This is a genomic window from Lacinutrix sp. C3R15 (assembly GCF_018860825.1).
Taxonomy (GTDB): Bacteria; Bacteroidota; Bacteroidia; order Flavobacteriales; family Flavobacteriaceae; genus Oceanihabitans.
In genome coordinates, this window is record NZ_JAHKPZ010000036.1 from 128202 (window position 1) to 146204 (window position 18003).

Below are 18003 nucleotides of genomic sequence, written 5' to 3' on the forward strand. Positions count from 1 at the left end.
TGATTAATTCGTTTAAAATTATTTTAAAAAATTTATGGTTAATGGGTACTTAAATAGTTCTCCATTTCTTGCTGTTAAACTTGCTTTTATAATAAAAACAAGCTCTAATAAAAATGCTATAATGGCAAATCCTGCAAAGGCACCTCCTATATATAATAGAGGAGAAGGTTTATCTAAGTTTATACTAATATTTTCAAAAGCATTAATACTTATAAAGTCTATTTGTTTAAAAATATTAAAGACAAAAAACGGAACCGTTAACAATCCTATTACCATACTATACAGTAAAATACTTATTTGAAAATTTATGGCCTGCTTACCATGTGCATCAATAAATGCAGACTTATCTTTATTGGTTGCCCAAAGTAGTATTGGTCCTAGAAAGTTTCCAAAAGGAATTATAAACCTTGAAAAGGTAGATAAATGTATAAAAGTGGCAATGTTTTTTTGATGGTTACTCTCCATGATTTAAAAGTATATAATAGTTTCTTATACAAATATATGTCTTTTAACAGGTATTATGTTACGCATAGTACTTAAAATTAACATAATTTTAACAAATTGGATTGTCGAAATTTTTCAATAGTTTTGAAGAAACTTACATATATAATGAAGCTAACACCTAAAAAGATAAATACTTTTAACTTAATAAAATTACCATCTGTTTTTTTTACAGGAATTCGGGTAAAGACTATCACAGATATTTCTTGTACAGCAACTGTTAAACACAGATGGATAAACCAGAATCCTTTTAAATCTATGTTTTGGGCAGTACAAGGGATGGCAGCAGAACTAACGACAGGAGCGTTAATGATGATGAAAATTAAAGAAAGCGGAAAAAATATTTCTATGTTAGTAGCTAATAATAATGCTACATTCACCAAAAAAGCTACAGGTAAAATTACATTCACTTGTACAGATGGAAATAAAATAGATGCTGCCATTGCAAACGCAATTGAAACAGGTGAAGGGCAAACGGTATGGATGCAATCTATAGGTACAAATGCAGATGGAGTAGAAGTTTCTGTTTTTAATTTTGAATGGAGTATTAAAGTGAAGAGTAAAAAATAAATTGTAACAAATTTTAAAACCAAGCAACTCATAAGCATATCAATTAAAAATCTTAAAAAAATATGACAGCACACGAAATAGATTACAAAATATATGGTGAAGAAATGCAATACGTAGAAATTGAATTAGACCCTCAAGAAGGTGTTGTTGCAGAATCTGGTAGTTTTATGATGATGGATGATGGTATTACCATGGAAACCATTTTTGGTGATGGCTCTCAAAAAGATACTGGGTTTTTAGGTAAAATTTTAGGTGCAGGAAAACGTATTCTTACTGGTGAAAGTTTATTTATGACCGCTTTTTATAATGATTTGGTAGGTAAAAGAAATGTAAGTTTTGCTTCTCCATATCCAGGAAAGATTATACCTATAGACTTAACAGAGTTTGGTGGTAAGTTTATTTGCCAAAAAGATGCTTTTTTATGTGCAGCAAAAGGCGTTAGCGTTGGTATTGAGTTTAGTAAAAAACTAGGAAGAGGCTTGTTTGGTGGTGAAGGTTTTATCATGCAAAAATTAGAAGGTGATGGTATGGCATTTGTTCATGCAGGAGGGACTATGGCTAAAAAAGAACTAAAAGCAGGAGAAACTTTGCGTGTAGATACAGGTTGTATTGTAGGTTTTGATCAAACTGTACATTATGACATAGAGTTTGTTGGTGGTATAAAAAACACGGTCTTTGGAGGTGAAGGTCTTTTCTTTGCAAAATTAGAAGGGCCGGGAACTGTTTTTGTGCAGTCTTTACCTTTTAGCAGATTAGCAGGAAGAGTGTTGGCAAGTGCACCAAGAGCAGGAGGTAACAATAAAGGAGAAGGTAGTATTCTTGGAGGAATTGGTGATTTGCTAGATGGTGATAATAGGTTTTAATAAAGTCATCTCTTTGTTAATTTTTTGTTTAAATAGAAATACCAATAGGTTTTTTTACTATATTTAATCAAACTAAAAGACATAGCTTATAAAACACTTCTACTTTTTATTTAAAACTAAACTTAATTAATACTATATTAATATTATGGCAAGAGCAATGTTTGAGTACACTAAAACGGTACTTAATAAAGTGAGTTTTGATGCTACGTTGTTTTGTAAAGAAGTACAAAAAGCGGTTCAAAGATTACTACCTTATGAGCTAGAAGAATTAAGAATCTTTATTCAATCGCTTGTACAGAACAACCCAGAATTAAATCAATGTTTAATCTATTTAAAAGAATAGAAAAAAAGCGACTTTCAAGTCGCTTTTTTTATTTAATATATAAATTAATGTAGATAGTTTTTTACAATATTTTATATTTGCAAAAAATAGATAAGCTGAAAAAAATATTTATATATATATTATTATTTGCATTTGCATTAAAACCAATGTATTATGTAGGTCAAGTGCTTTACTATGAGCTTAATATTGATTATATAGTAAATACCTATTGTGTTAATACAGATAAGCCTGAATTAAAATGTAATGGTAAATGTCATTTAGCCAAACAGTTGCAATCTGTTTCTAATGACACCAAAAATAATGATGCTATTTCTAGTCTTATAGAAGCATTTACTTTTGTTTATTATAATCAATATCCTACTATAGTATTTACTCCTGATTTCTTGATAGATGCCAGTGAGAAATCTGTTTTTCACTCACAAAACTATACATACAAATTCTCGTATAGTCATTTTAAGCCACCAATTGTATAATTTTATTTTTAATATATAGGCTTTTTAGCCTGTACCATAACTACTTTTAATTATTATTTAAATGCATTTCTGTGTATAAAAAATGCAAAGGTTGCTTGTTTATATAGTAACAATAATAATCGAAATTTGGTACGCAACAACAATACATAAAATTTAAAATTATAACAATGAAATTATTAAAATATACATTTGCTTTATTATTAAGCGTAACACTAGCATCATGCTCAACAGATAATGATGATGATAACGGTTCTGAAGATTTATCAGGACAAACCGGAGAATTAATCTTAAAATTTGATAATGGAGTAGGAGATCAAGATTTTATCTTTGGTACTTCTTATAGCAAATCTAATAACGAATCTTTTAAACTAGAAACATTAAAATACATTGTAAGTAATGTAAGATTTACAGATAGTGAAGGTAACGTTTTTACTTACCCAACAGAAGAAAATGTATTTATTGTAAATGAATTAGATGGTAATACAGCTGGAGAAATATATGTTACATTAAATGATGTAGATGCTGCAGATTATGTTTCTGTAACCTTTGGTGTTGGTATAGATCAAGACCGTTTTTTATTAGGAGCAGAAGGTCAAGGTGCATTTTTAGATGAAGCTTCAGAAGAAGGTATGCTGTGGAGTTGGGCTACTGGTTATAGATTTATTAGACTAGATGGTACATATTCTTCAGATACAGTAACCGATGCGCCTGTAAACATACATATGGGAAGCGTTGGTACTTCTTTAGATAACTACCGCGAAGTAACTTTATCTTTTCCAAATACGGTTTTAGTTAGAGAAACTACTTCTCCACAAGTACATATTAAAGCAGATATAGCTAAAGTGTTTGATGGTACAACCTCTGTAAATTTTGCAGATGGTTATGATCAAGTGCATACAGACAATGTGGAAACGCCAATTATTGCAGACAATGTTAACGGAATGTTTTCTGTACACCACGTACACAACGATTAATTATCAATATAAATTCAAGGAAAGTAAATGGCTTTCCTTGAATTTATTAAAATAACTATTTATGAAAAAGTATAGCCTTTTATTATTAGGATGCTTAATCATTTTTTCGTGTACTAAAGAATCTGAAACGGTAGATTATGTTGCAATTCCGTTAGAAGTAGCGTTGCCAGATAATTTTCCTGATATAGTCTATAATTTAGATAATAATCCTGTTACAGAAGCAGGTTTTGAACTGGGTAAAGATTTGTTTTATGAAGGTAAATTGTCTGTAAATGATGCCATTCCGTGTGCTTTTTGTCATGAACAAGCTTTTGCATTTACACATCATGGACATAATTTAAGTCATGGTGTAAATGGAGGAGTAGGTTTTAGAAACGCGCAACCAATACAAAACTTAGCATACCAAACCTCTTTTATGTGGAATGGTGCTGCTTCACATTTAGATTTACAGCCTATTATACCTATTACAGCAGAAGTTGAAATGGGAGAAACCTTAAGCAATGTTATTTCTAAATTAAGTGCAGATTCACAATACCAAGAAAAATTTGCAAGAGCTTTTGAAGATGGCGAAGTAAGTACAGAAAACATGCTTAAAGCACTATCACAATTTATGGTAATGATGGTTTCTTCAAATTCTAAATACGATAAGTATGTTAGGCAAGAAGACAATGTTACATTAACAACTATAGAGTTAGATGGTTTAAATACATTTCAGCAAAAATGTGCAACATGCCATGCAACAGATTTGTTTACAGATCAAACTTTTAGAAATAATGGTTTACCAGTAAATCCTTTATTAAATGATACAGGACGTTTTGAAATACTGGAAGATCCTAATGATTTATATAAATTTAAAGTACCAAGCTTAAGAAATGTTGAGGTTTCTGGTCCTTATATGCATGATGGTAGGTTTACTACTCTTGAAGTGGTATTAGATTTTTATGATTCTGGAGCTGTTGATAATGGTAATGTTGACCCTTTACTTTTAAGAGCCGATGGTACCTATGGTATTTCGCTAAACGATTACGAAAAAGAAAGTTTAATTTCTTTCTTAAAAACATTAACAGACAACGAATATTTAAATGATGAACGTTTTTCAGAATATTAAAACAAGAATTGTATTGCTTGTAATTGTATTATTACAAACAAGTTTGATACATGCAAATAACATTGAAAAACCATGTAATAATCACGAACCATTTAAAGTTTTGTGTGATTTGTGTGGTTGCTCAACCAGTAGTGGAAGCTTTGGTTTTGGAACATTAAGCAACGCTAATTTTGTTGGTGTACGCTATATATACCAGAATTTTGAATCAAGAAACGGTATTTTTGAAAACTCACCTACAAGTAAAGAGCATTTTAATACGTACCAATTATGGGCTCAAATACCAATTACCAACTCTTTTTATGTAAGCGCTAATTTACCTTACCAAGATTTAACAAGAGATTTTAATAAGGTTAAAGAAAATATTAATGGTCTAGGAGATGCAAGTGTTATTGGTTGGTACAAGTTGCCCTTTTATAAAAAGAAAGATGCTAATAAGGTAGATTTTAATACAGAAAGAGAAGCTTCAGGGCATTCTTTACAATTTGGTTTAGGTATTAAATTACCAACGGGTAAGTTTGAAGAAAGCCTTGCAGATAATATTAATCCTGGTTTTCAAGTAGGAACAGGAAGTGTAGATGGTATTTTTTCGTTAGGTTATAATTATGGAGGAGATAAATACGGAGTAAACACACTATTTAGTTATTATTTGAAAGGTGAAAATAAAAACGATTATCAATTTGGTAATCAGTTTAGTTATGCAACAAACCTATACAGATCTTTTGCAACCGAAAAAATGAATATTATGCCATTTGTAGGAGTTTCTGGAGATGTGTATGAAACAATTACACAATATGGGGAAACCATTGCAGATACTGACGGAAACATTTTTAATGCATCTGTAGGTTCTGAACTTGCTATAGAAAAATTTATTTTTGGAGCCAGTTATACCTTACCTATAAGTCAAAGCTTATTTGGTGATAATGTAGAGTCAAAGCAACGTGTATCTGTATATGTAAATTTTGCGTTATAGTACTTTTTAACTTTTACTAATGACAATACAAAAAAAAACAGATTGCTTTTGCAATCTGTTTTTTTATATACATAACTTTTATTTATTGTAAAAGTCTTAAAAAACACCGGTTAATTACCTGAAGGTTAGTTCATTTCAGGGTCAGACCTTAGTACTCCAGAATTTGTGTGAACATTTCCAACTTCAGTAATAACAACACCTTCAGGTCCTGCCATTTGCCAATGTGGTGATTCTGCTTTAGCTAAAGAAGCAAAATCCCCTTCGTTTGCCTCTATAATATGGTTGGTTGTTACTTTTCCATCCCAATGGCTTTTTGGAACTTTAACTTGCGGAAACTGATTGCGATTGTTTTCACCAACACCAACTATATAACTCTTACCATGTCTAACTAGCCAACCTTCCATTTTTACAGGATTGCCTTCTGCAGCAAAATGCATGTGTTCTCCTAGCATTTGATTTGGTAACAAAAAGATATCCATTAGCATATATTTATCTTCTTTATTGTTTACAAACATTACAGACGCTAAACCTAATTCTGCATAATTACCTTTGTTATAATCGGTAAGCCATATTTTCTCTCTTAAGCCTTCAAAAACAGGATAGTTATGGTATTCAAGCATTTCTATTAATGCGTCTTTTGCTTTTTCTTTTAAAAAATTACCTTCTGCATCATAAAATTGCTCATTTGTAAATTTTAATTCTTTTTTTACTTCTTTTTCAACTTCTTGTTTGGTTTCTATTACTATGTTTTTTTTGGTTTTTTCAGTACAACCAGTAAAAAGAATACCACTAAAAAGAATACTTAATAAAAATAGTTTTTTCATAGAATACTTTTGTTTTAAGGATAGTTTTAGCATTAAATATAGCATAATGAGAATTGCATTTATCGTGCTTGTTGTGTTTTTTTTACTGTTTTTAATAATTAATTATACAAGGCTAGTTTCATTTTTAATCTTTAAAAATTTTAAGAAAAATAAAGCTATTTTAATAATCTGCTACCAAAGGTGTTTTTTGTTATACTACATTCTTATTATAAAAAGAGCCACCAGTTGAAGCAGAAATATACAGTGAATTGATTAAGGAATTTTGGGTGTTGTTTTTTTTCTGTATTTTCTTTTTGTTCTAATCAAGCCATATCTCAAATCGTCAAAAATTAAACTTATAAATAAAATAATGGCTCCAAAAGTAAGCGTGTTTAATTTTAAGCCTATTCTAGAATAAAGAAACCCACCTATTAATCCTCCAATAAAGAAAAAACAAATAATATATACTCTTAGTTTTATGGTGGATTTAATTTTTTCTTTTTGCGGAAAAGACTTTGAAAAAAATAGTTGTGATAATTCTATTCCTAAATCAGTAAAAAGTCCTGTAAGGTGCGTTGTTCTTACTATGGCATTAGAAATTTTAGTAACAAAAGAATTTTGAAGTCCCATTGCAAAAAGCAATAGGCAAACCACAGCATCTGGGTATTTTATTTCAATAAAATTACTAAGGGTTGCAATGCTAATTAAAATGAAACACTCTATAATTGTAGGTATAACAAAAACATTAAGTTTTTTGTTTTCTCTATATTTTTCAATTAAAAAGCTAGAAACAAAAGAACCAAAGAGAAAAGAGAAAATATAAAGAAAATAAATGGTTCCTACCCAAAAGTCAAAATTAGCAACATCACTAATAAAAAGAGCAAAGTGACCCGTAACATTTGTTGTTAATTGTTTAAAGGCTAAATAGCCTGTAACATTAACTATACCAGCTACAAAAGACAAAATTGTAGCAATTTTGAGATTGTGCTTAAAAGTTCTGCTTTTGCCTTGGTGTCTAAACATTCTTTTTTATTTGGTTGCCTTTAGCTAGGCTATCTATTGGTAGATACTATTTCTTTAATAGCCATTTCTCTCATTTCTACTTTTCGTATTTTTCCTGAAACCGTCATAGGAAAATCATTTACAAATTTCCAGTATTTAGGAACCGAATAATGTGCCATTTGATTTTTGCAAAAAGCTAATAATTCGGCTTCTGTGCATTGTACATTTTGGTGTAATTTAATCCAAGCCATTATTTCTTCGCCATATTTTTCACTTGGCACACCTATTACTTGTATATCCAATATTTTAGGGTGTGTATACAAAAAGTCTTCAATAGATTTAGGCGAAATATTTTCTCCTCCTCGAATAATTAAATCTTTAATTCTACCAGAAATACTTACATAACCATCGGCGTCCATAACTGCTAAATCACCAGAATGCATCCACCTAGAAGCATCGATTACTTGTTGGGTTGTTTCAGGATTATTCCAATATCCTAGCATAACAGAGTAGCCTCTAGTGCAAAGTTCTCCTTCTTTACCAATAGGTTGTGTTTTCCCTGTTTCTGGGTCAATAATTTTAACTTCTAAATGCTCCATTACAGTACCTACAGTGGCGACTTGTTTTTTTAAAGGAGCACCAATTTTTGTTTGTAATGATACAGGTGAGGTTTCTGTCATTCCGTAACAAACGGTTACATCTTTCATATTCATTTCAGACTGCACACGTTTCATAATTTCTTCAGGACAAGTAGATCCTGCCATAACTCCTGTTCGTAAACTAGATAAGTTATAATTTTTAAAATTGTCTAGAGATAACTCAGCAATAAACATGGTTGGTACACCATAAAGGGAGGTGCATTTTTCTTTTTCTACAGCAGATAAGGTTAAATCTGCTTTAAAACTATCATTAGGTATTACCATACATGCACCATGAGATGTACATGCTAAATTACCTATTACCATACCAAAACAATGGTAAAAAGGAACAGGAATACAAACTCTATCTGCATCTGTGTACTCTAAGCGTCTTGCAATAAAGTAACCGTTATTTAAAACATTATGATGGCTTAAAGTAACTCCTTTTGGAAAACCTGTAGTACCAGAAGTGTATTGTATATTGATGGCTTGGTCAAAGTCTGTTTTAGCAGTAGCTTCCTCTAGTTGTGCATCACTAATAGTCTCTCCTTTTTTTAATAAATTTTCCCAATCTGGTGTATCTAGAAAAACCGTTTTTTTTAAGGATATACAATTTTCACCTACTTCTTCTAGCATCTTTTTATAGGCACTTGTTTTATATTTTACAGGACAAATGACATAAGATATTTCAGATTGGTTTATGGCAAATTTTAATTCATGTACTCTATATGCTGGATTTAAATTTACTAGTATAGCGCCAATTTCTGCGGTTGCGTATTGTACTAAAGTCCATTCGTATCTATTAGGAGACCAAATTCCAACACGATCTCTAAATTGTACACCATCTGCAAGAAGCGATTTAGCTAAATGAATAACTTCTTGATGAAACTGTTTATAAGTGGCTCTATAGTTTTGATGCACACTAATTAACGCATCATTGTTTGGGTATTTTTGAACTGTTTTTCGTAAGTTTTCACCTATAGTTTCTCCAAGTAAAGGAGCAGTAGCGTTACTAGTAGTATAGGACAATTTTTTCATTTACTAATTATTTAAAAACATATACTATAGATAGATGAGGTTTTTATTTTAATAATTAAAAAGGGTACACTAACTATAGTATTTAAAAATTTGGATATGTAATTTGTATCTGGTTTGTTTACCAAAGATGGTTTTTGGCTTTTAATATCTTTGCTTTTGCAATTTACGAGTTTTTAGACTAACCGTATATTGAAATTTAGCAAAATAAATAGTCTTTTTTTATTTTTTAATTAGAAGTTGTGGTCTATAAAAAAAAATAATATACAATTAAAACCTAAGCTATTAAAACAAGAAAATAATTTTAAAAAAGATTAAGAACCAGTTTGTTCTTTTCTCTTTTTCATTATTATAAAAAATAAAAAGGTTACTAGGCAGGTTAGTGCTAAGCCTGTCCAATTTGAGGTGTTTACAGCTAAGTTAAAACCAATTGTTGGGTCGTAAAAAATGTATGAAAAGATAACAGAAGTAATAAAGAAAGCAGGAACTAAAGCAATCATGTAATACTTTTTGTTCTGGTATAAATAGACAGTACCTATCCATAAAGCTATAGAAGCTGTCACTTGATTAGACCAAGAAAAATACCTCCAAAGTAGCTGAAAATCCATGTTAGTAAGAATAAAAGAAGTTAAAAACAAAGGGATTGCCACACCAAATCTATTTTTTAAAGCTTTTTGATCTATTTTTAGGTAATCTGCAATAATCATTCTTGCTGCTCTAAAAGAAGTATCACCAGAAGTAATAGGTAAAACAATAACTCCAAGTACAGCAATAGTACCACCAACAGTACCTAATAATACGATAGCAATTTTATTAACAACTGCAGCAGGACCACCATTTGCTAGAAGCGTGCTTAGCTCATCTGTACCTAACAAACTCATAGCAGCAGCAGCCCAAATCATGGCAATAACAGCTTCAAGAATCATCATACCATAGAAAATTTTTCGTCCATCTTTTTCATTATTAATAGTACGAGAAATAATAGGAGATTGTGTAGCATGAAAGCCAGATAGTGCACCACAAGAAATGGTTAAAAATATAACAGGATAATAAGGTGTGTTTTTTGGGTGTAAATTTTCTAAGGTTAATTCTGGTAAAGGATTTCCGTACATAAACATACCAATACAAATACCTATAGCACTTACAATTAGTAAAAACCCTAATATTGGATAGATTTTACCTATTATTTTGTCTATTGGTAAAATAGTAGCAATAATATAATATATAAAAATACACAAAATAATTATTTTTAGAACATTGGTTTCATTACCAATTAGTTCATTTATCATTTTGGCAGGAGCTGTAACAAAAACAGTACCTACTAACACCAAAAGTAATAAGGTAAAAAAGTTAACAACATGGCTAAAAGATTTACCTAAAAATCTAGACGCTAGAGCAGGTAAGTGTGCACCTCCATATCTTATGGAAATCATACCTGTAAGATAATCGTGTACTCCACCAGCAAATATAGATCCAAAAACAATCCATAAAAAAGCAGAAGGACCATATAAAGCACCTAGAATTGGCCCAAATATAGGTCCAACACCTGCAATGTTTAATATTTGAATAAAGGCGTTTCTGTTGCTATTCATAGGAACAAAATCTACACCATCTGATAAAGAATGTGCTGGTGTAGTTTTGTTGGCATCAGACTTGAAGGTTTTATCTACAAATTTTCCGTAAGTAAGATACCCAATAAGTAATAAAATTAAAGCGGTTATAAAAGTAATCATAATTGCTATTTTGTTGGAGCTATAAATATCACACCTGTTTTTTCAACCTTAGATTTTAGTTTTTAAACAGGAACAGACTTATAGTATTGTACCTATTTAGAAATACTATTTTTTACATTGTTGGAAACCGTTTGTGTGGTAAATGAAGGCGCAAATGTACAAAAGTTTAATAATGTAATGTTGTTAAATTACATATTTGAGCTATGCTGTAAGTAACTACTTATTTGTTAGAAAAGTATTAAAACACCTTCAGGAGAAGCTATCTTTTTGTAGCTTAAAGCTTTAAAGAAATTAGGAGCTGTGATTTCTATGACTCATTTTTGATGCTACAATACTAATTAGCAATATTTGTGTAGCATGAAATAACATAATTGGTAAGAGAATAATACCTATAGTTGCTATGTTTCCAAAGATTATTTTAGAAAAAACGGTTCCGTGAACCAGTGATTTTTTTGTACCACAAAACTGTGCAGTAATTTGATCTTCAATAGTGAATTTCATCTTTTTAGCTAGAAATCCTATTGCATAAAACAGCATGCTAAATAATATTAAAACTAAGATAAAAAGTAGTAGTAAATCTAAAACAGAAACCGAACTAAATATGTTATCATTAAAAGAATTTGCAAAACTTTTGTAAATAATTAGTAGGATAACAGATTTGTCAAACAAAGTTAATTTTTTACTGTGTTTAAGCGCAAACTCTCCAAGATAACGCTGTAAAAGCACTCCAATTACAACAGGTAAAATAATTTGAATAATAAGTTTTGTATAGATATCTATAAAATTAAAATCTGCTTGCGCATTTTTAACAAATAAACCCATCCATAATGGTGTAAGCACTATACCTATAATACCAGAAATACTAGCATTAAATATAGCTGCAGGAATATTGCCTTTTGCAATTGAAACCATTACTACAGATGAAGATACGGTTGATGGTAATGCAGCCAAGAAAAAAAATGCCAACCAAATAGTTTCTTGTTCTTTATTTTGAATAAAGGGTTGCAATGCTAAAACTAATAAAGGAAATATTAAAAAGGTAGACGTTTGTATTAAAAGGTGTAGTTTCCAGTTTTTAACCCCTTCTTTTAGTTTTGAAGGACTTAATTTAAGCCCGTAAAAAAAGAATATAAGCGAAATACCTATAGCACCAATTGTATCTATAGGAATTTTACTTTCTGGAGCTCCCCATTGCGGAAAAATATAGGCTAAGCCAATTACTATAATAATAGATAGCACAAATCTGTCAACCTTTATTTTCATAATAATATCCTTTGTTTAAAATCGCTAAAATAAAGATTTGTCAATTGGAAGTCTAATAAAAGCAGCTTCTATTTTTGCTTTTTTGATGCAAGGTTTGCTATCTGATTTTTTTACCAATAATAACGTTGTTTGTCTTTTCAATATTTTTGAGAAAAGAAGTTTCAAAATCTGGCGAATTTTTAAAAAAACGAATAACCTCATTGGTTTTTTTAGACATCTTTCCTTTGATGCCTAAATTAAAAATAAAATAACCGTTTTTGTTCATTAATTTTGAAACATTTTCACAAAAAAAAGAAGAGTAAAATTGGCTAGGAACTTGGTTGTTGATGAATAAATCAATGATTATTAAATCCTGTTTTTTATTGTTTTCTTGCACAAACTTATAGGCATCATATTTACTTATAGTTAAATTTTGTGAAGCAGAAATATTAAAATCATTTTTAGCAATAGATATCATTTTATCATCAATTTCTACAGCTTGAATATGTCCGTTAAACCCAAATTTTTCTCTTAAAGAATAAATTACGCTTCCGCCTCCTAAACCTAATAATAAAACATGTTTTATTTCTTTTAATTCAATTCTGCTAAGGGCATATTCTAGAATTTTTTGAAGCGAACCATAAGAGTAGTTAGCGTCTTTACTATTAAGCATTTTTTTTCCGTTGTAAAATATTATTTCTAATTTTCCATTTGTATCAGAGTCAATAGTATTAGACGTTAAAGGCCATATATAACTTAAAAGTTTTTTCATAGAAAAGAAATTATTTTTTACGTAGTTATTTAATTAAAGAGGTATTACAAAAAACGATAACTATTCTTAGCTATTTTATAAATTAGTAAGGATGGTTTGTTGTAAGCTTTGTTTCTTGTTATAGGCTTCGAATTTATAAAATAAAAACCAAATTTGGGGTAACTAGGCAAAACGTATAAGTAGTATAAGAAATTATTAAGTTTGCCAGGAGCATTAAAAAAAGTAACTTAAAAAGATGCATAATGTGTTTTTACTATTTTGTATAACAAAAAAGCATGAAATTCTGAATAAGAATTTCATGCTTTAATGAACTATAGCTGATGCTGTTTATTTTTTTGTAAATTTTAAGGTAACACGATTGCCAAATTTTATAAAGTATAAGCCATTATTTAAATTTTGGACATCTATTTTAGAATTATTAAGAGCAATTCCTTTTTTTACTTCTTGACCTAAGGTGTTATATATTGTATAGTTTTCTTTATTTTGTAAACCACTTATAGTAATAGAGTTATTTGCTGGATTTGGATATAAATTTACTTCTCCTAAATTAAAATCAATTGTAGATAAGGTTGGATTAGTAGTGCTCCTTGTCCAAAGATTCATTTCCGTATCATTTGCCGATACACTAAATCCATCTGCTTGTAAGCTTCCTTCTGGGTTTGTATTTGGAAACCAATGTAAATTATTGGAAGCACCTGATGAATGCCAAATTATCATATTCAAGCTTGCTGCAGACACATTATTATTAAAATTAATTGCACCACCTGTACCAGACCAAAGTGCACCATCACCAGGAACTCTAGACAATATCTCATAGTTAGAAAATCTAGTTAGCATGGTTTGATTGGTAGTTGTTCTATTAATTGCAACACCAGAAGAAGAATTTAATTTTAATTCTGTAGGTGACAATGCTGCAACAATAGTTTGAGATAAAATATCATCGCTTTGTAAGGTCATAACAGACACTTGAGTGTATCCAGATGTATCATTTTCCTCAGACAAATCTGCTGAAGCTACTAACACAAATCCTTCATCATCGACATAGCTGCTAAATAGATTTCCATTAACATTAAAATTGTAAATACCTGCTGAAAATCCTTCCGTTTGTGATGCAGAATAAGCCTCGAATAGAGATGTAAAAGTTTGTGTTACCCTTAATATAACCTCTGTATCAGTATAACTAACATTCCAATCGTAACCAGAAGGTAAATTTACGGTATCAAAAGTACCAGAAATACTGTTGGCAGTTAAAATGGTAAAGCTGTCTCCAACACTAGGTGTAAAACCATTTAAAAGACTAACGTCTAGCGTACCATTTAAAGTTACATTGCCACCACTAAATACTTTATCGTAATTTGATGTGCTTTCTAGTTCTGTAAGCAATGTTGCAGTAGCTTCGTGTGTGTAATCGTTATTAAACGTATAGGTTCCTGGAGAATTACCAGGACTTAAAATACCAGGATTGCTAAAATTACTAGTATGTTGTGTATTTACACCTGTTAGTGTTCCAGAATTAACAAACGTTCCAGTATTATCAAATACGCTATTATTTTCAAATATTCCAGTATTATTAAATGTTCCAGTATTGTTAAAAATTCCATTATTTGTAAACGTAAAGGAATAAAGAATTACAGCAGCTGTTCCATTATTATTTATTGTTCCGGTATTTGTAACTACACCAATATTTAAGTTTCCATTGGAAGTAATTGTTCCCGAATTTGTAGAAGAAACACGCAAACGTATCCACCCATTTGAAGTAATTGTTCCCGAATTTGAAGAAGAATCATAAAATAAGATGCTAGAATCATTTGAAGTAGCTGTAATTGTTCCAGAATTTATAGAACCACTTCTAAATTCAAAAGATGAAGTTTGACCTGTAAGTATAATTGTTCCTGTCTCTAAATTCGCAACAGTCCCATAATAACTAAAAAAATTTCCATCCATATTTAATGTTCCAGAATTTGTAAAATGTGCAATATTATCAATATATGAATCCGCACCAACATTTACTGTTCCAGAATTTGTTATCGCAGTATCAAAGGTAATATGACTGTCTATAATAACAACAGTATCCCCAGGATTTATGGTTGTACCAGGATAAGAAGGCGACCAATTTGCTGTATTTGACCAATCACCAGATCCAGAATAAGTATACGTAGTTTGAGCATTAATTTGAAATATGGTAAAAAGAAATACCACAAACAAAAGGTGTTTTTTAAGCGGTGTAGTAGTTAAGTAATTTTGTTTCATTTGATAAATAATTTAAGGGTTAATTTTTGCTTTTTAATTTTTGTAAAGATGTTTGTGTAGGTTTTTAGGTAGTAAGCACAAAAAAAGGCTGCTTAGAATCCGTATTTATAAATAGCGTAACTGTTTTACTTATTTATAAAAAGGAAATATGAAATAAAAAGAATTGTACTAGAGTAAAATGTAGGTTTCATGATAGGATGCCGTTACTAATGTTTTGGGTTACTAATTTTAAACAATAATAGATGCTTCCCTTCGGTAATAAAAAAAAATGTTATGAAACTCTTTTTTTTGTTATGAAACGTGTTTTAAACGTGTAATTACCAGTATGTTTTTGAGATTTTAAAGGTTTTATTATCTAAAAACACCCTTTTAGAATCTCTTTTGGTAATACATTTTGGATTAATAGCTTCGCTTTTATTAATGCGTTTAAAATTACTTTCTGGTGCTTGTGTTTGTAGTTGTGCAAATGTTGTTCTTAATAACATTGGTTTCGATTGGGTAAAATGCAATGTAATGTAAACGCCTTCTGATGTTGCAAATAAAAATTGATCCATATCTATATGGTATTCTTTTTTACCTATAGTTAGTACAATATTATTTGAAGAAGTATTTGCTAGCGCTAATTTTATAGCAGTAATAACATTGGTTTCTTGTACAGGTTTAGAAATATAGGCACTTGGTGTTGTTTGTATCACTTTTGTTACTGTAGCTTCATCTGTAGAGGCTGTTAAGTAAATAAATGGGATGTTATACTTTTCATTAATTTGTTGTGCAATTTCAATGCCGCTTTTGCTATTGTTTAATGTAATGTCTATAAGTGCTAAGTCTACAGGTTGATTTTCTAATACTTGTAAGGCCTCATCATAGTTTTTAACAACAGCAATACAGTTAAAATGTTTTTGAACCATTTTTTGTATGGAATAAGCAATAAGCATTTCGTCTTCTACAATAAGGATATTAGCTTGTTTTTGCATAAGGTATGGTAATAAAAAAAGTACTTTGTTTTCTGTTATAGGTTCCTGAAATTTGGTTGAGCATACCTTTTATAATGTAAATACCCATAGCTTCTGGGTTGGCGTTATCAGGAAAATAATTACCGTTATCTTTATAGATAACTTCTATACTGTTATCTTTTATAACTAAATGTAATTGGAGTTCTAGATCTTTGTTTTTAGGTGGTTTGGCATGTTTTATAGAGTTTGTTATGAGTTCATTTAATACCAAACCGAAAGGCAATGCGATATCTACTTTTAATTCAATATTTGTGGTTTCTATTTTATAATTAAATTTTTTAGTTGTAATAGATTGCTTCGTTTCAAAAATATTTTTAGCGTATTCTGCTACGTTGACAAAAGATGTTTTTGTAGTTTCCATGTCATAAGAAAAGAGTTGGTGCCCAATAGCTATGGTGTTTACTCGGTCATGCAGTTGTTTAATAAGTTCTTCAGAAGACTTATTGTTTTCTTGTCCTTGGATTTCAATCAAACTCAAAATAACGGCTAAATTATTTTTTATTCTATGATTAATTTCATGAATTAAAAATGTTTTGTCTTTTACTGTTTTTTCTAGTTTTAGTGCGTCTTTTTCAATGATTAATTTTTGCTTGTCTATTTGTTTTTTTCTTCTGTTTTCTTGAATTAAAAAGGCGAGTAGTACAATTGCCACGATTAGAATTAATAAAATATTTTTTTGTAAAGTTTTATTTTCAGTAACAATTTTTTCTTTCTGAATTTTCTCCTTTTCAAGTTCAAAATCTAAAGTTTGCTCATTCATTTTTATCGTTTTTAGATTAAAATTGTGAGCTTTTTCAAATGCTACAGCATTTTTATAGTAATATAAAGCAGAGTCTAATTTTTTTTGCGCTTCAAAAACATTGCTTTTTTTTAAATAACTTTCAGCTTTAGTTTCAAGATAATTAGTGTTTTTAATATGGTTAAAAGCAGAATCAATATATTTATACGCTAGCGCTTCATTGTCTAGTTTTTCATAAATTTCACTAAGGTTTAGATATAAATAGGTGACGCTTATTTTGTTATTAAGCTTTTTTCCTACAGCAATTGCCTTTTTATTAAGTTGTATAGATTTGTTATAGTTTTTTTTATTAAAGTAGTAGAAGGCCAGAAGTATACCAGCTTCAGAACTTTTACTTGTATCGTTATGTTCTTCTGCAAACTGTTTTGCTTTTAAGGCAAATTGAAAAGATTTATTTCTTTTTTTTTGAATTCGATACCAAGAAGAAACTCTTATAAGCCACGTAGCATAGTATTTGTTTTTGATGCGCTCGCTTTTATCGATATATTTTTTTGCCAATGTAAGATTGTTATAAGAACTTGGAAAGTCTTCCATAATTTCAAAAATAAGCGCTCGTTCTATATATAAATTGGTGAGGTGATAACCTGTTAAATGGTTTTTTGATAAAATTTCATTAGAAAGTGCCAATCCTTCATCTAGCAGGTTGGCATCAACAAGTACTTCAACCTTCAAGACTTTTAAATTGTCTATTTGTTCTGCAGTGAAATTTTTAGGTTTATTAACTAAGACAAAATTTATTTCGTCTAGAACCTTAGTATGTTCGTGATAAAAAATAAGGTCTTCTATTCTATTATAAAATGTATCATAGTTATGTGATTGGGTAAAACTGCAAATTACATTTAGTAATGATAGGATTAAAAAAAAAACTTTCAAGGTGACTTATTTGTTTTACTAACTCTTTTTTGAGATAATAG

Annotated in this window: 17 protein-coding genes; 7 read left to right on the plus strand and 10 right to left on the minus strand. The window is 29.9% G+C overall.

The window, feature by feature from the left end; all coding sequences use genetic code 11:
* Positions 1-18: 18 nt before the first annotated feature.
* The gene (locus KO494_RS14590) at positions 19-465 is read right to left on the minus strand and encodes a DUF4870 domain-containing protein (RefSeq protein ID WP_215968349.1); all 447 of its coding nucleotides are present in this window, start codon (positions 463-465) and stop codon (positions 19-21) included.
* Positions 466-609: 144 nt separating this feature from the next.
* Between KO494_RS14590 and KO494_RS14595 the strand changes: the two genes are divergently transcribed.
* The 7 genes from KO494_RS14595 (at position 610) to KO494_RS14625 (ending at position 5802) form a co-directional block, all read left to right on the plus strand.
* Positions 610-1071, plus strand: coding sequence for a DUF4442 domain-containing protein (locus KO494_RS14595; RefSeq protein ID WP_215968350.1), 462 nt, complete (start codon positions 610-612; stop codon positions 1069-1071).
* 62 nt (positions 1072-1133) lie between these two features.
* A complete protein-coding gene (locus KO494_RS14600; protein ID WP_215968351.1) occupies positions 1134-1934 on the plus strand; it encodes a TIGR00266 family protein in 801 nt (266 codons plus the stop codon).
* A 145-nt stretch (positions 1935-2079) separates the two neighbouring features.
* Complete coding sequence (locus KO494_RS14605) at positions 2080-2277, plus strand: hypothetical protein (RefSeq protein WP_215968352.1); 198 nt, start codon at positions 2080-2082, stop codon at positions 2275-2277.
* Positions 2278-2423: 146 nt separating this feature from the next.
* Positions 2424-2750: a hypothetical protein gene (locus KO494_RS14610; RefSeq protein ID WP_215968353.1), complete on the plus strand. Its 327-nt coding sequence runs from the start codon at positions 2424-2426 to the stop codon at positions 2748-2750.
* Positions 2751-2917: 167 nt separating this feature from the next.
* Complete coding sequence (locus tag KO494_RS14615; protein ID WP_215968354.1) at positions 2918-3724, plus strand: MbnP family protein; 807 nt, start codon at positions 2918-2920, stop codon at positions 3722-3724.
* 61 nt (positions 3725-3785) lie between these two features.
* Positions 3786-4832 (plus strand): cytochrome-c peroxidase, encoded by a 1047-nt coding sequence (locus KO494_RS14620; protein WP_215968355.1) that lies wholly within the window; start codon positions 3786-3788, stop codon positions 4830-4832.
* Positions 4807-5802: a hypothetical protein gene (locus tag KO494_RS14625; RefSeq protein WP_215968356.1), complete on the plus strand. Its 996-nt coding sequence runs from the start codon at positions 4807-4809 to the stop codon at positions 5800-5802. Before KO494_RS14620 ends, KO494_RS14625 begins: the two co-directional genes overlap by 26 nt.
* A gap of 125 nt (positions 5803-5927) precedes the next feature.
* Here KO494_RS14625 and KO494_RS14630 read toward each other — a convergent pair whose 3' ends face one another.
* From KO494_RS14630 to KO494_RS14670, 9 genes are all read right to left on the minus strand, one after another.
* Positions 5928-6626 carry a hypothetical protein gene (locus KO494_RS14630; protein ID WP_215968357.1) on the minus strand — a complete coding sequence of 233 codons (699 nt, stop codon included), beginning with the start codon at positions 6624-6626 and terminating at the stop codon, positions 5928-5930.
* 252 nt (positions 6627-6878) lie between these two features.
* The gene (locus tag KO494_RS14635; RefSeq protein WP_215968358.1) at positions 6879-7628 is read right to left on the minus strand and encodes a YoaK family protein; all 750 of its coding nucleotides are present in this window, start codon (positions 7626-7628) and stop codon (positions 6879-6881) included.
* A gap of 29 nt (positions 7629-7657) precedes the next feature.
* Positions 7658-9283, minus strand: coding sequence for an AMP-binding protein (locus tag KO494_RS14640; protein WP_215968359.1), 1626 nt, complete (start codon positions 9281-9283; stop codon positions 7658-7660).
* A gap of 311 nt (positions 9284-9594) precedes the next feature.
* The gene (locus KO494_RS14645) at positions 9595-11013 is read right to left on the minus strand and encodes a carbon starvation protein A (RefSeq protein WP_215968360.1); all 1419 of its coding nucleotides are present in this window, start codon (positions 11011-11013) and stop codon (positions 9595-9597) included.
* 291 nt (positions 11014-11304) lie between these two features.
* A complete protein-coding gene (locus KO494_RS14650) occupies positions 11305-12276 on the minus strand; it encodes a bile acid:sodium symporter family protein (protein WP_215968361.1) in 972 nt (323 codons plus the stop codon).
* Between the two features lie 97 nt (positions 12277-12373).
* Complete coding sequence (locus KO494_RS14655) at positions 12374-13027, minus strand: methyltransferase domain-containing protein (protein ID WP_215968362.1); 654 nt, start codon at positions 13025-13027, stop codon at positions 12374-12376.
* Positions 13028-13354: 327 nt separating this feature from the next.
* Positions 13355-15277: a T9SS type A sorting domain-containing protein gene (locus tag KO494_RS14660; protein ID WP_215968363.1), complete on the minus strand. Its 1923-nt coding sequence runs from the start codon at positions 15275-15277 to the stop codon at positions 13355-13357.
* Positions 15278-15594: 317 nt separating this feature from the next.
* Positions 15595-16251, minus strand: a complete 657-nt coding sequence (locus KO494_RS14665) for a response regulator (RefSeq protein WP_215968364.1) — start codon at positions 16249-16251, stop codon at positions 15595-15597.
* Entirely contained in the window at positions 16235-17761 is a 1527-nt protein-coding gene (locus KO494_RS14670) for a sensor histidine kinase (protein ID WP_215968365.1), read from the minus strand. The genes KO494_RS14665 and KO494_RS14670 overlap by 17 nt, the downstream gene beginning before the upstream one ends.
* Positions 17762-18003 lie beyond the last annotated feature (242 nt).